11 protein-coding genes are annotated in these 12800 nt (G+C 73.4%); 3 read left to right on the top strand and 8 right to left on the bottom strand.

Translation table 11 applies throughout. From position 1 onward, the window contains the following. Positions 1 to 214 precede the first annotated feature (214 nt). Complete coding sequence (locus ACIBF7_RS39075; RefSeq protein ID WP_219548117.1) at positions 215 to 1114, bottom strand: SDR family NAD(P)-dependent oxidoreductase; 900 nt, start codon at positions 1112 to 1114, stop codon at positions 215 to 217. 171 nt (positions 1115 to 1285) lie between these two features. Continuing rightward, a complete protein-coding gene (locus ACIBF7_RS39070) occupies positions 1286 to 1879 on the bottom strand; it encodes a TetR/AcrR family transcriptional regulator (protein WP_219548116.1) in 594 nt (197 codons plus the stop codon). 89 nt (positions 1880 to 1968) lie between these two features. Here ACIBF7_RS39070 and ACIBF7_RS39065 point away from each other — a divergent pair, with 89 nt between their 5' ends. Continuing rightward, the gene (locus tag ACIBF7_RS39065) at positions 1969 to 3375 is read left to right on the top strand and encodes an MFS transporter (RefSeq protein ID WP_364236653.1); all 1407 of its coding nucleotides are present in this window, start codon (positions 1969 to 1971) and stop codon (positions 3373 to 3375) included. 208 nt (positions 3376 to 3583) lie between these two features. Here ACIBF7_RS39065 and ACIBF7_RS39060 read toward each other — a convergent pair whose 3' ends face one another. Then, complete coding sequence (locus ACIBF7_RS39060; protein ID WP_364236656.1) at positions 3584 to 4003, bottom strand: helix-turn-helix transcriptional regulator; 420 nt, start codon at positions 4001 to 4003, stop codon at positions 3584 to 3586. 279 nt (positions 4004 to 4282) lie between these two features. On the opposite strand from ACIBF7_RS39060, the gene ACIBF7_RS39055 reads away from it, so the two are divergent. Beyond that, positions 4283 to 4411: a hypothetical protein gene (locus ACIBF7_RS39055; RefSeq protein WP_364236658.1), complete on the top strand. Its 129-nt coding sequence runs from the start codon at positions 4283 to 4285 to the stop codon at positions 4409 to 4411. A gap of 50 nt (positions 4412 to 4461) precedes the next feature. Next, positions 4462 to 5484, top strand: a complete 1023-nt coding sequence (locus tag ACIBF7_RS39050; protein WP_397199365.1) for an LLM class flavin-dependent oxidoreductase — start codon at positions 4462 to 4464, stop codon at positions 5482 to 5484. Here the strand turns inward: ACIBF7_RS39050 and ACIBF7_RS39045 are convergent. From ACIBF7_RS39045 to ACIBF7_RS39025, 5 genes are read right to left on the bottom strand one after another with little or no spacing between them, the layout of a single operon-like run. Further along, entirely contained in the window at positions 5440 to 5943 is a 504-nt protein-coding gene (locus ACIBF7_RS39045; RefSeq protein WP_397199364.1) for a hypothetical protein, read from the bottom strand. The two genes, ACIBF7_RS39050 and ACIBF7_RS39045, sit on opposite strands and share 45 nt — an antisense overlap. Beyond that, on the bottom strand, positions 5940 to 6482 hold the full coding sequence (locus ACIBF7_RS39040; RefSeq protein WP_397199363.1) for a hypothetical protein: 543 nt from the start codon (positions 6480 to 6482) through the stop codon (positions 5940 to 5942). Before ACIBF7_RS39040 ends, ACIBF7_RS39045 begins: the two co-directional genes overlap by 4 nt. 45 nt (positions 6483 to 6527) lie before the next feature. Beyond that, a complete protein-coding gene (locus ACIBF7_RS39035; protein WP_271278816.1) occupies positions 6528 to 7139 on the bottom strand; it encodes an NADPH-dependent F420 reductase in 612 nt (203 codons plus the stop codon). Positions 7140 to 7151: 12 nt separating this feature from the next. After that, the gene (locus ACIBF7_RS39030) at positions 7152 to 7592 is read right to left on the bottom strand and encodes a thioesterase family protein (protein ID WP_148030983.1); all 441 of its coding nucleotides are present in this window, start codon (positions 7590 to 7592) and stop codon (positions 7152 to 7154) included. After that, positions 7589 to 12796, bottom strand: coding sequence for a type I polyketide synthase (locus ACIBF7_RS39025; RefSeq protein ID WP_397199362.1), 5208 nt, complete (start codon positions 12794 to 12796; stop codon positions 7589 to 7591). Before ACIBF7_RS39025 ends, ACIBF7_RS39030 begins: the two co-directional genes overlap by 4 nt. Between the last annotated feature and the right edge of the window lie 4 nt (positions 12797 to 12800).

Here is a 12800-nt window from a genome sequence, read left to right as displayed (position 1 = left end):
GGGGGGGCCGCGCGGTCGGGCGGGGCGCGGCCGGGGGGGGCGGGGGCGGGGGGGGGGCCCCCCCCGGGCCCGGGGGGGGGGGGGGCGGGGGGGGGGGGGGGGGGGGGGGGGGGCCCCGGCCCGCGGGGGGGGGGGGGGGGGGGGGGGGGCCGCGCCCCCCCCCCCCCCCCCCCGCCAAACCATCGCCGATCTCGGCGGCCGGTCCGCCGGGGCGCTACCCGGTGGCTTCGCCGGTGAACAGGGCGCTGATCGGAGCGGGCTCGTGACGTGTGGCGTCGCCGTCGAAGAGCTCCGCCAGGAAGCGCTTGCTCGTCTCGGGCGACCACTCCTCCGGCTGCCGGGCCGCGCGCACCGGCGACCAGGTGCGCATCCGCCGCACGGTGTCCCCGGCGACGACGAAGACCTGCCCGGTGACGTCCTCGCCGGACGGGCCGGCGAGCCAGGCGACCAGGGCCGCGACGCGGTCGGGCGGCAGCGCGCCGCCGGGCAGTGTGCCGAACGCGGCCTCGCTCATCGGGGTGCGTGCCCGGGGGGCGATCGCGTTGACGCGGACCCCGTAGCGGGAGAGCTCGGCGGCGAGGGTCAAGGTCAGCGTGGCGAGACCGGCCTTGGCCGCCGCGTAGTTGCTCTGCCCGGCGTTGCCGTAGAGCCCCGACTCGCTGCTCGTGTTGATGATCCGCCGTCCCGCGCGCCGCGGCTGCCCGCGCCAGTGCCGGGCCAGGGCACGGCACAGCCGGAAGGGCGCGGTCAGGTTCACCGCGAGCACCGCGTCCCAGTCGGCGTCGTCCAGGTTGAAGACCATCCGGTCACGGACGATGCCGGCGTTGTTGACCAGAACCGAGACCGGCCGCCCGGAACCCTCGGCGGCGGCCAGGACGTCCTCGGCCGCTCCCCGCTCGGTGAGGTCCCCCTGCCAGGAGAGGGCGATGCCGCCCTCGTCGCGGATCTCCTCCACCAACGGCCCGGTGTCCGCCAGGTCCGCGCACAGCACCGCCGCACCACGCCGCGCGAGCAGCCGCGCCTCGGCGGCGCCGATGCCCTGCGCGGCCCCGGTGACGACGCACGCGTGTCCCGTCAGATCGAACTCGTCGTACGGGCCGGGTGAAATCATCATGCCGTTCTCCATGCGCTGTTCATCGAATCCCGCCTTTGTCTCCGATTATAGGAGCATTAGAGGCGATAAATGCAATGACATAGGTCACGAATAGAGCGGACGAGATTTTCGTGAATGACGGGAATCTTGCCTTTGACCTGCTGTTTCTTTCTTTTGTTCGCCTGGTCGAATTCATCTCTTGACGGCCTGGCCGGTCAGCACCGACTCCACGGATTTCGTCACCACTTCCGCGGCGTCGTGAGGGGCGAGGCGTCCCGCTCGTATTTCGGTCGCCGCCCCGTGCAGAATGTACTGGACGACGCTGACCAGCCAGGTGGTGGGCAGGTCGGCGCGGAAGACGCCCTGGTCCTGGCCGCGGCTGACGAGCTCGGTCATGCGCCGGACCGGTCGCTCGTGCAGCTCCCTGATCCGTCCCGCGGGGAGGACCTCCTCGGCCGCGGCGAGCAGGGCCGCGGACTCGGCCACGATCTGCCAGCTCGACGCCAGCAGGCGGGTCATGGCCTCGCGGGCGTTCCCCGTCAGGTCGACGGCCGACAGGGTCTCGTCACCGGCCTTCAACGCGTCCACGAGCGCCGCTTCGACGAGTTCGGCGCGGGTGCCGAAGTGCCCGTACAGGGTCATCCGCCCCACGCCCGCCGCCTTCGCGATGTCGTCCGTCTTCGCGTTGGGGTCAGAGCTCAGCAGGGCGCGGGCCGCGGACACGATGCGGGCGATGCTGCGCTCGGCATCGGCGCGGCGCTTGGGGCGTATGGACGGCTCAGCCATGTCGGCACTCTAACGCGTACGCACACATACGAGTTATAGTCAGGGCAAAGCTCGTACATGGAAGTACGAGTTCTTGCCATGGAGACCTCATGAACCAACAGATCGCCCAGCCGGGCGCACACCCGGCGCGCTGGCGCGTTCTCGGCCTTCTCGGCGTGGCGCAGCTCATGCTGATCCTCGACGTCACCGTCGTCGCCATCGCCCTGCCCCACATCGAGACCGACCTCGGGCTCACCCGCGAGGCGCTGACCTGGACCGTCAGCGCCTACACGCTCACCTTCGGCGGACTCATGCTGCTCGGCGGGCGGATCTCGGACCTGGTGGGCGCCAAGCGCGTCATGCTCACCGGACTTCTTCTCTTCACCGCGGCGTCGCTGGTCACCGGACTGGCGGAATCCGCGGCCATGCTCGTGGGCGGCCGCATCGCCCAGGGGGTCGGCGCGGCCCTGTTGTCACCCTCGGCGCTGTCCCTGGTGGTGGCCCTGTTCGACGGCGAGGAGCGGAACAAGGCCCTGGGCGTCTGGTCCGCGCTCGGCGGAGGCGGAGCCGCCCTCGGCGTCCTGGTCGGCGGCCTCCTCACGGCGGGCCCCGGATGGTCGTGGGTCTTCTACGTCAACGTGCCCATCGGGCTGGTGATCGCCGCGGTGCTCGCCGCCCTCGTGCCGCGGCTGCCGACCTGGGGAACCGAACGGTCACGGCTGGACGTCCTCGGCGCGATCCTGGTGACGGCCTCCACCGCGTCGCTGATCTACGCTCTCATCGCCGCCGGCGAGCGGGGCTGGCTCACGTCGTTCACCGGCTGGCTCGTCCTGGCCGCCGCGGTGGGTTACGTCCTGTTCGTCGTGTGGCAGCGGCGGGCGCGGTCGCCCCTGATGGACGTCCGGTTGCTCGCGCGGCGGCCCGTGGCGGCGGGCGCGTTCCTCATCCTGATGGCGACGGCCCTGATGATCGCCGTGTTCTTCCTGGGCACCTTCTATTTCCAGCAGGCGCAGGGATACGGCGCGCTGCACACGGGCCTGTTGTTCCTCCCCGTGGCGGTGGCCACGATGCTCGGGGCCAACCTGACCGGCCGCGTGATCGGCCGCTGGGGCGGACGCGCGCCGGCCGTCGCCGGACTGGCGGTCGCGGCTCTCGGCCTGGCCGCACCGGCCGTGTCGATGCATCCCGCCGTCGTCGTGGTCGGCGTCTCCGTCGCCGCCGCGGGCACCGGCGCGCTGTTCGTCGTCGCCTCGGCGACCGCGCTCGGCCAGGTGGCGCCCCATGAGGCCGGGATCGCGTCCGGCATCGTGAGCACCTTCCACGAGTTCGGCGCCTCACTCGGCGCCGCGGTCGTCTCCAGCGTCGCCGCCGCGAGCCTGGCGGGAACCACGCTGAGCGGCTTCGCCGGCGGGTTCACCGTGGCCGCCGTCGCGGCGGGCGCCGGCGTCGTCGTCGCCGCCCTGGTGACACCCGGCCGGTCGAGACAAGGGGATCCCATCCCCTCCACGCCGAACTAGGCCCTGTGATGACGCGGATCAGGCCGGGAAGCTCGGCGCGCACCCGGCCTGCGCCGCGAGGGCGCCGGTGCGTACCCGGCTTGCGCCGCGAGGGCGCCGTGCGTACCCGGCTTGCGCGGCGAGGGCGCCGTGCGTACCCGGCTTGCGCGGCGAGGGCGCCGTGCGTACCCGGCTTGCGCGGCGAGGGCGTCGGCGTGTTCGGCGCCTGTCAGGGCGTGTCGAGGCCGAGAGCGGTGCCGAGGTCGCGGCGGGAGGTGATGCCGAGCTTGCGGAACACGTTGTACAGGTGGTTGCCGACCGTGCGGGGGCTGAGGAAGAGCTGGGCGGCGATGTCGCGGTTGCGGACGCCGCGCGAGGCGAGCCTGGCGATCCGGCGTTCCTGGGCGGTGAGCAGGTTCCGGGGGACGTGCCCGGCCGCGCGGCCGTGACGCGGGTCGCCGGTGGCGCGGAGCTCGGCGGCGGCGCGGCGGGCCCAAGGACGGGCCCCGAGCTGGTCGAAACGTTCGCGGGAGGCTTCCAGCAACTCGCGCGCCGCGCGCTTGCGGCGGGTGCGGCGCAGCCACTGGCCGTAGACGAGCTCGGTCCTGGCCTGTTCGTACGGTTGCGGGTCGCGGTGATGAGCGCGCAAGGCGGCTTCGAAGCAGGCCTGGCGCCCGGAGGCATGAGGAGCGCCCGGCAGCGGTGGGCGAGCGCTTCGGGGGTGGGCCGGCCGGTCTGGGCGGCCCAGGCGTCGAAGCGGTGGAACGTCGCGCGATCCCTCTCCGGCTGGGCGCAGCGCACCGCGGCCTCGACCTGGTCGGGGGCCGAGAGGTAGGCGGCGATGAGGGATCTGCCCGACCAGCCGCCGGTCAGCCGGTCCAGGGCCGAGGCGTAGCGCGACAGCGTCGTCCGGACGGCGATGCTGCTCATGCCGAAGCGTCAGATGTACAACCAGCTGATGGCGTTCGGCGCCGGCGGGCGGGCCTGGTGGTACGACTCCACGTTCAGCCGGGGCTACTACGCGTCCTACGAGGCTGTGAAGAAATACGGCGACTGACCGCCGGGCGGTGATGGAATCTCTTTGACGTGCGGAATGTTGAAGTGCGTATGAAGAAGATCGGGTTTCTGAGCTTCGGGCACTGGTCGTCCTCGCCGTACTCCAAGGCGCGCAGCGCGTCCGACACCCTGCTGCAGTCGATCGAGCTCGCGGTCGCCGCCGAGGAGCTCGGGGCCGACGGCGCCTACTTCCGCGTCCACCACTTCGCCCGGCAGCTCGCGAGCCCGTTCCCGCTGCTGGCGGCCGTCGGCGCGCGGACCGGCCGGATCGAGATCGGCACGGGCGTCATCGACATGCGGTACGAGAACGCCCTCTACATGGCCGAGGACGCCGGCGCTGCCGACCTCATCGCGGGCGGGCGGCTCCAGCTCGGCATCAGCCGCGGATCGCCCGAGCAGGTGATCGACGGCTGGCGCTACTTCGGCTACGAGCCGGCCGAGGGCGAGACCGAGGCGGACATGGCGCGCAGGCACGCGGAGGTCTTCCTCAAGGTGCTGGAGGGCGAGGGGTTCGCCCAGCCGAACCCGCGGCCGATGTTCCCCAACCCGCCCGGACTGCTCCGCCTCGAACCGCACTCGGAAGGGCTGCGCCGGCGCGTCTGGTGGGGTTCCGGCTCGAACGCCACCGCGAAGTGGGCCGCCGGGCTCGGCATGCACCTGATGAGCTCCACGCTCAAGGACGACGAGAACGGCAAGCCGTTCCACGTGCAGCAGGCCGAGCAGATCGCGGCCTACCGGGAGGCGTGGAAGGAGGCCGGCCACGAGGGCGAGCCGCGGGTGTCGGTGAGCCGCTCGATCATGCCGATCGTCAACGACACCGACCGCGCGTACTTCGGTCACGAGCGCACCAGCTCCGACCAGGTCGGCTTCATCGACGCCACCACCAGGGCCGTCTTCGGGCGCACGTACGCCGCCGAGCCCGACGTGCTCGTCAAGGAACTGGCCGCCGACGAGGCGATAGCCGCGGCCGACACGCTCCTGCTGACGGTGCCCAGCCAGCTCGGCGTGGACTACAACGCCCACCTGCTCTCATCGGTCCTGACCCACGTCGCCCCCGCACTCGGCTGGCGCTGACCGCGACGCCCCGGCGGCGGAACGCGTCCCTTCACCGCGCCGGATCGCTCCGGCGATCGCTGTCAGGGCGAAGGCCAGGAGCGCCAGCTCGGCCAGGGCCAGCAGTACGGTGAAGACCCATTCGGCGGAGCCGCCCGGGCCGTAGACGCGGTTGGTCAGCCCCACGTCGACCGCCTCGACCCGCTGGCCCGCTCGATGGGTGCCCCGGTCGCTGCCCGCGAGGGTGACCTCCGTGCGCTGGACGAGGCCGTCGCGGGAGCGGAACGCGCCGGTCCAGGCGCAGCTCTCGTGCCCGGGATGGCGCAGGCAGTCCAGGCGCTGCGCGGTGAAGGTCCCCCGCAGGCCGTGGCCGGTGGCGAGCCGTAGCGCCGGGCCGATCCCGGGCAGCGTCCAGGACAGCGCGAGCGCGGCGACCAGCAGCAGGACGACGGCCATCGGCGGGGAGGGGCGGAACCTCATGCGGGCTGGAGCGCGCAGTCGCACCGCATGACGGCGCGTTCTTCCAGGCGCGGACGCCGGTGCAGCACCATGGCCACCACCATCGGCGCGAAGACCACGGCGTTGTAGAACAGATGCAGCTCGACGCGGGGGATCACGAGCTGGATGACGCTGGTGGGCGCGGCCCGCCCGGCCAGGTACGTCCCCGACAGCGCCTGGATCAGCAGGAGCAGGTGCTCGATGTGATGCCAGAACTGGATGGCCAGCGCGACGGTCCACCAGGTCCTGGAACGGCCGGTGAAGCCCGGGCGCAGCAGGATCAGCCCCATGAGCATGACCAGGGCGTAGCCGTAGTGCATCCATTCCGAGGTGACGAGCCAGGGGAACGGCAGCCCGAGCAGTCCGCGCGCCTCGGGGACCGGCCAGCCCAGCGCGTAGATCTGGATCGCCTGGACGACGTGTTCCGCCCAGTGCGCGAGGACGATCACGAGGAAGACACCGAGAGCCGTCTTGTGGTGTCGCTCGTTGAGCGTCGAACGGCTGATGGCGGGAGCGGACATGACGACTCCTGGGATCGGTTTCGTGGGGGGACGGCGCGGCCGCGGTCAGGGGAGGGCCGGCACGAGCTTCACGCCGATCGAGTCGGCGTCGAGGCACAGCAGCAGCTCGGTCAGGCTTTCGATGCACCGGCTGTTGGCCAGGGGCCCGGCGTCGGCGATGTCGAATCCCAGCTGCTTGCAGAACCGGGTGACGAGCAGCTTGGCATCGGGGTCGTCGCCCGCGATGGGGATCGTGACCAGGCCGGGCGCGCGGATGTAGGCGCTGATCCATCGTGCCGACAGGCAGTTGAACGCCTTCACCACGGCGCAACCGGGCAGCGCCGCGGCGATCCGCTGCGCCGCCGAGGCGTAGGGCGGCGCGGCCGGCTCACCGAAGCACGGGTTGGACACGTCGACGATGACGGACCGCGTCCGCCGCAGCTGGGGCGCCACGTCACGGCAGGTGGCGTCGATGGGCGTGGCCAGGATGGTCAGATCGGACTCGGCGGCGGCCTCCTGCGGCGGCACGGCCCGCGCGCACGACAGCTCGGCGGCGAGCGCGGCGGCCCGTCCGGGCGTCCGGTTGGCCAGCAGCAGCGGTATCCGGTGCAGGTCGATGAGCCGGGCCAGGGCCGTGCCCATCCGCCCGCACCCGATGATGCCGATCCGCGGATCCACGGGGCGGTCCTCCTAGGCTGCCGGGACGGGACGGTAAGGGTCGAGCGCCCGCCTGAGCGGGCCGGGGATCTCCGTCGGGTGGAGGGCGCCGCCGGAGCCGCGGCGCATGCACGCGATCGTCTGCCGTCCCCGGGCGACGAGCAGAGCCGGACCGGCGCCCAGCCGGTAGTAGTGGAACTCCATGGTCACCCGGTTGGCCTCGATGCCGCCCAGCGACATGCGGATCGACACCTCGTCGAGCGCGTACAGCTCGGCGAAGAACTCGCACGCGCAGTCGGCCGTCACCAGGGCGAGGTCGCGGGTGAGCTCCTGGAGGACCTCCGGCGCCTGGTCGGCGAGGAACCGTTCCCGGCAGCGGCCCTGCCACTCGAAGTAATGGGTGAAGTACACGTTCCCGACCACGTTGGTGTCCGCGAAGGTCACCACCTGGCGGTGTTCGTAGAAAGGATTCATCGCCTCTCCTGGGTGAGCACGGCGACGACCATGGGTCGTGGCGGGCCGCCGGAATCGTTCAGGGTGAGCAGGCCGGACAGGACGGCCGACCCGGAGGGGCCGCTGAGTTTGATCCAGCCGTGCTCGTACGCGGCCTCGACCTGGAGCGATCTGGCCTGGCCCGCTTCGGGCAGACACTTGAGCACCGCACTCAGCCGCGAGTTCAGAGAGGTGCGCGACTCGCCGGTCAGGCGCGCCAGCTGCTCGGCCTGATCCGTCCACTCGGGACCGAGCGGGAGCGGCGGGCCGTCCAGCTCCACCCACTCCTGGGTCACGGCGGCCGCCCCCGGGCACAGGTCCCCCACCACGCGTTCGAGGTACGGGCCGGTCAGCAGCGGCGGGACGGCGTCCAGGCGCAGCGGCCCGGTGTCGCGCAGCCGCAACCCCGACCAGCTGAACAGGGGACGCCCGTCCACGGACCGGGCCAGGACGTCGTAGGTGTAGTCGACGCCCTGGTGCTCCCGTTCGACCGCCTCGACGACCACGTCGGCGGACCGGGCGCCGCCGTGCACCTGGAAGCGATCGCAGGCGACCGGCAGGAGACGCCGGTGGGGCACGCACGCCTGCAGGACGTGGATGGCCGCGTCGTGCAGGGCGGCGTCCCCCAGAACCGGCTCGCCCAGCCCCAGGTCCTCGCCGGCCCCGGACAGCACCGCCCGGCAGCCGGTGGGGAAGAGGGACTCGAAACGGGTCAGGCGCCGGAACGCCGGCCCGTGGAAGAACAGCGATCCGTACAGCTCGGCCGGTTCGTGGCCGGGCGGGTCACCGGCGGGGACCTCGACGTCCGGCGGATCGGCCGGCCCGGGGCCGACCCGGCCGGCGAAGTGGTCGGCGGAGAAGTCGGTCTCCGCGCTGCGGACGGTGACCGCCACGCTGCCGTCGGGGTGGCGCAGGGCGTGGATCCGGATGGTCCGCGTCCCGTCGGCGGGCACGATGACCGGTCGTTCGAACCGGGCGTCCGTGATCGTGCGAGCGGGAGTGCCGAGCATCTCCGCGGCCTGGGCCATGGCCTCCAGAGCGCAGACGGCGGGCAGCAGCCGCACCCCGTGGAGCTGGTGGTCCGCCAGGAACGCGCGCGACGCGTCCAGCTCGCATTCGGCCGCCAGCTCGACCCCCGGGACGAACCTGAGCAGGCGGTGCAGCAGCGGATGCCGCGGCGGGGTGACCTGCGCGCGGTCGAGCTGGGGAAGCCGGCCGCTGATGACGATGGTCTCCCCGGCGGGACGTGCCGCTATGGCGTCCAGCAGCAGCTCGGCGCCCCGTTCCGCGGGCAGGGTGCCGATCCCGGCGCCGGCGAGGTGGTCGACCACGCCGAGCCGTTCGGCCATCCCCGCCCCGGACCACACGGTCCAGGCCAGCGTCGCGCTGACGCAGCCGTCGGGCAGCCGGGGCGCGAGGGCGCGCACCATGGCCTGGAGCCGTCCGTTAGCCAGGGCGTAGTGCGTCTCGCCGGCCAGCCCGAACCGCCCGATCACGGACCCGTACGCGAGGAGGAGCCGCAGCCCGCCGAGATCGACGGCGGCGAGCACGTTCTCCAGACCGGCACATTTCGTACGGGCGTGCTCGGCGAAGTCCTCGTCCGTGAGCTCGCCGAAGAGGGCGGGCCGGTTGATCCCGCTGGCGTGCACCACCCCGGCGATCGGGCCGAGCTCGGACAGCTCCGCCATGGCCCGCGTGACAGCGGCGGCGTCGGTGACGTCCGCCCTGCGGTAGGCGGCCACCACCCCGGCGGCCCGCAACCTCTCCAGGCCGCCGGCCAGTTCGGGGTCCGTGCCGGGATCCGACCGGCCGATCAGCGCCAGCCGGACCCCGTACGCCTTCGCGAGGGTGAGCCCGGCTTCCAGCCCGATCCCCTTGCCTCCGCCGGTGATGACGACCACGTCGTCCCGCCGCAGCGGTGGATCGCTGCGCGGGCGGGCCATGGGCGAGTGCCGGACCTCGTAGGTCCGGCCCGCGCGGTCCACGCCGAGCCAATGGACGTCGGCGTCCGGATGCTCCTGGCGCAGGGCGGCGACGAACCCGGAGGCGCAGTCGGCCTCGTCGGTGACGACGAGGGGCAGCCCACCGGCGATCGCCCGGCGCGCCGTGGCGACCAAGGCGGCCAGGTCGGCGTCCGTGGGCACGGCGGGGACATGCGCGCGCAGCGCGCCTTCCGGCTCGGGCGGCTGGACGGGCTCCTGGTGCTCGGTGAACAGGCGGAACCAGTCGGGCAGGTCCAGCGTGTGCTCCTCGGCCCGGGGGAACGCCTCGACGGCGGCGATCAGGTCACCGACCGTGGCCTCGGCGATCGAGGGCAGGACCGGCGGCAGCGCCTTCCCGCAAGCCGACGCCGACTCGGCGGCGAGCTGGACGACCTGCAGAGAGTTCATGTGCAGGTCGGCCAGGAGGTGGTCGTCGTCCGCGATCGCGTCAGGCTCCAGCTCCAGGGCGGCCCCGACCAGCTCGCGCACGATCTCGGCCACGCCGCCGCCTTCCGGCCGCGGCCGTTCCGGCGCGGCGGACGGGGCGGGCTCCGGCGCCGTCTCGCAGGGATTCGTCAGGAACACGGGCTCCCGGTCCAGCTCGAAGGGCCGGTGGAAGCGCTGGTCGAACAGGGTGCGCAACGAGTCGGTCGCGCCTGCCGCGAACAGGGCGGCGGCGGTCTCCAGCGGGCCCCGCGCGCCGGCCGCGCCGGCGTCAACGGAGACGGCCGGAGGCGAGCCGCCGAGGTGGGCGGTGGCCAGGGTCGCCAGCGAATGTCCAGGACCGGCTTCGACCAGCAGGTCGCACTCGGCGGCGAGCAGATCCAGCGCCTCACGGAACCGCACCGGATCGGTGATCTGGGCGGCCAGGTGCCGGCGCAGATCGGTGCCCGCGCTCAGCTCCGTGCCGGTGACCGTCGAGTAGACCGGTCCCACCGGCACGGTGAACGGCGCCTTGTCCAGGCAGATGGTGAACGGCGCGACGGCCTGCCGCACGGCGGGGGAGTGGAAGGCGTGGCTCACCTCCAGTCGCGTCGCCGTGACGCCGTCCGCGCCGGCCCGCCGCACCAGGGTCTCGACCTCGGTCCACGGCCCGGCGACGACCGTGGAGGCGCCGTTGTCGGCCGCGACGACCAGGTCCAGCCCTTCGATCAGGGCGGCGGCCCGGCTCGCGGGGGCGGAGACGGAGGCCATGCCGGTGCCTGGCGCGCCCACCTCGCCCATGATCCGGCCGCGCTCGGTCACCAGTTCCAGCGCGGCTTCCTCGTCGATGGCCCCGGACCAGGTCAGCGCCGCTATCTCGCCGACGCTGTGGCCGAGCGCGGCGACGGCGGCCACCCCGAGGCTGTCCAGCCACCGCAGCGCGGCCATGGAGGCCCGGAAGACGGCCGGTTGCACGATCGCCGTGTCGATGCCTTCTTCCCCGGTGAAGTACGCCCGCGCCCCGTCGTACAGCCTGCCCAGGGCGCCGGCGTCGCCGCGGGCCGGTCCGCCTTGGCCGGTGAACAGCAGGCCGACCTTCCCGGGCGGGCCCACCCCGCTGAAGACGCCGGACTCGGCGGCGGCGCGGCCCGCCAGGGCGGCGGCCCGCTCGGCCCGGCGGGCGAGCTGGCCAGGATGGTGGGCCGTGAAGGCGACCCGGTGGCTCCCCTGCGGCTCGCCGGCCAGCCGGGCGGCCAGGTCGGTGAGTTCGGAGAAGGACAGGGTCTCCGCCAGCCGGGCGACGTGCCGGAGCTTCCCGGTGAGCGCGGCGGTGCTGTCCGCCGTCACGGCGAAGACCTCCGTGTCCGTCGGTGTGCGCGCCATCCGCTCCTGTACGGCGGACAACCGGGTTCGACGGGCCGATCCTGCCCTCTCCACCACCAGATGGGTGTTGATCCCGCCGAACCCCATCGCGCTGACCGCTGCCCGTACGGGGGCCGAGGGCCAGGGGACGGGCCCCTCCGCGACGGTGAGCCCGTCCCCGAGGAGTTCGTGCGGCGTGTGCGAACCGGTGGTCGGCGGGACGATCTGATGGTGCACGGCCAGCGTCGCCTTGATCAGTCCGGCCACGCCGGCCGCCGCCTTGGTGTGCCCGATGTTGGCCTTGATCGACCCGACGAAGGCCGGGCGGCGGCCCTGCCCGCGCACGGCCCGCATGGCCTGGAGCTCGGCGTGGTCGCCGACCGCCGTCCCGGTGCCGTGCCCCTCGAAGTAGCCGACCGTGTCCGCGCCGAACCCGGCGCGTTCGTAGGCGCGCCGCAGGGCGAGCAGCTGCCCGTCGGGCTCGGGCCTGCTGATCCCGCCGCGCCCGTCGGAGGACACCCCCCATCCGCGGATCAGCGCGAGCGGCCGCCGCCCCAGCGCCAGCGCGTCCTCGGCGCGCATCAGCGCGACCATGCCGCACCCCTCGCCCGGCCAGAAGCCGGTGGGAGAGGCGTCGTAGACCCGCATGTCCGTACGCGCGAGGGCCCCGGTCCTGGCGAACCCGACCAGCTCGAACGGGTCGAGGCTCAGGTCCACGCCTCCGGCGAGGGCGAAGTCCAGATCCCCGGAGGTCAGGGCCACGCAGGCGTGGATCACCGCGAGCAGCGACGAGGCGCACGCGCCGTCCACGGTGAAACCCCCGCCGTGCAGGTCGAAGTGATTGCAGACGCGCCCGGCGATGGTGTTGGACAGCGCTCCGGCGAGGCTCTCGTCCGTGGGCTCGGGGAACGGCGCCTTGAACAGCTCCTCGGCCCGCTTGACGAGCTGGTCGCGGACGGACTCGCCGAGGTCCTCGCCGGCCATGGCCTCTTGCAGGACGCGGCGCACGTACGGCCATCGCAGCCGCATGGCGGTGGCCCTGGTGAACTCGCCGGTCAGCGTGTTGCCCAGGACCACGCCGACCCTGTCGCGGTCGAGTCCGGACGCGTCGGCGAAGCCCGCCGCCGCGAGGGTGTCGGCGGCCACGTCCAGGGCCAGCCAGTGCGCCGGATCGGTGACACGGTAGGTGGTTCCCGGGATGCGGTGCCGGGCCCGGTCGAACGACCAGCCCTCCAGGAGCGCCGCGTACCGGACATAGGTCGAGTCGGGGTCGCCGGTGTCGTAGTCGGCGAGGTTCAGCCGGGTCGCGGGGATGGGCCGGAACGCCCGCCTGCGGGCCATGACCAGCTCCCACAGGCGGTCCGGGCCGGCCGCGTCGGGATAGCGGCAGCCCATGCCGACGATGGCGACGTCTGTCATGGCG

The organism is Nonomuraea sp. NPDC050478, assembly GCF_044458265.1.
Lineage (GTDB): Bacteria > Actinomycetota > Actinomycetes > Streptosporangiales > Streptosporangiaceae > Nonomuraea > Nonomuraea ferruginea.
The sequence above is the reverse complement of the archived record's forward strand: the minus strand, read 5'-3'. Positions and strand labels throughout refer to the sequence as shown.

Excerpts from the sequence above, each read along its gene's own strand:
- ACIBF7_RS39025 (WP_397199362.1), bottom strand. The coding sequence starts at position 12,796 with ATGACAGACGTCGCCATCGTCGGCATGGGCTGCCGCTATCCCGACGCG.
- ACIBF7_RS39065 (WP_364236653.1), top strand. The coding sequence starts at position 1,969 with ATGAACCAACAGATCGCCCAGCCGGGCGCACACCCGGCGCGCTGGCGC.
- ACIBF7_RS39040 (WP_397199363.1), bottom strand. The coding sequence starts at position 6,482 with ATGTCCGCTCCCGCCATCAGCCGTTCGACGCTCAACGAGCGACACCAC.
- ACIBF7_RS39045 (WP_397199364.1), bottom strand. The coding sequence starts at position 5,943 with ATGAGGTTCCGCCCCTCCCCGCCGATGGCCGTCGTCCTGCTGCTGGTC.
- ACIBF7_RS39055 (WP_364236658.1), top strand. The coding sequence starts at position 4,283 with ATGCCGAAGCGTCAGATGTACAACCAGCTGATGGCGTTCGGCGCCGGC.
- ACIBF7_RS39030 (WP_148030983.1), bottom strand. The coding sequence starts at position 7,592 with ATGAATCCTTTCTACGAACACCGCCAGGTGGTGACCTTCGCGGACACC.
- ACIBF7_RS39070 (WP_219548116.1), bottom strand. The coding sequence starts at position 1,879 with ATGGCTGAGCCGTCCATACGCCCCAAGCGCCGCGCCGATGCCGAGCGC.
- ACIBF7_RS39050 (WP_397199365.1), top strand. The coding sequence starts at position 4,462 with ATGAAGAAGATCGGGTTTCTGAGCTTCGGGCACTGGTCGTCCTCGCCG.
- ACIBF7_RS39075 (WP_219548117.1), bottom strand. The coding sequence starts at position 1,114 with ATGATGATTTCACCCGGCCCGTACGACGAGTTCGATCTGACGGGACAC.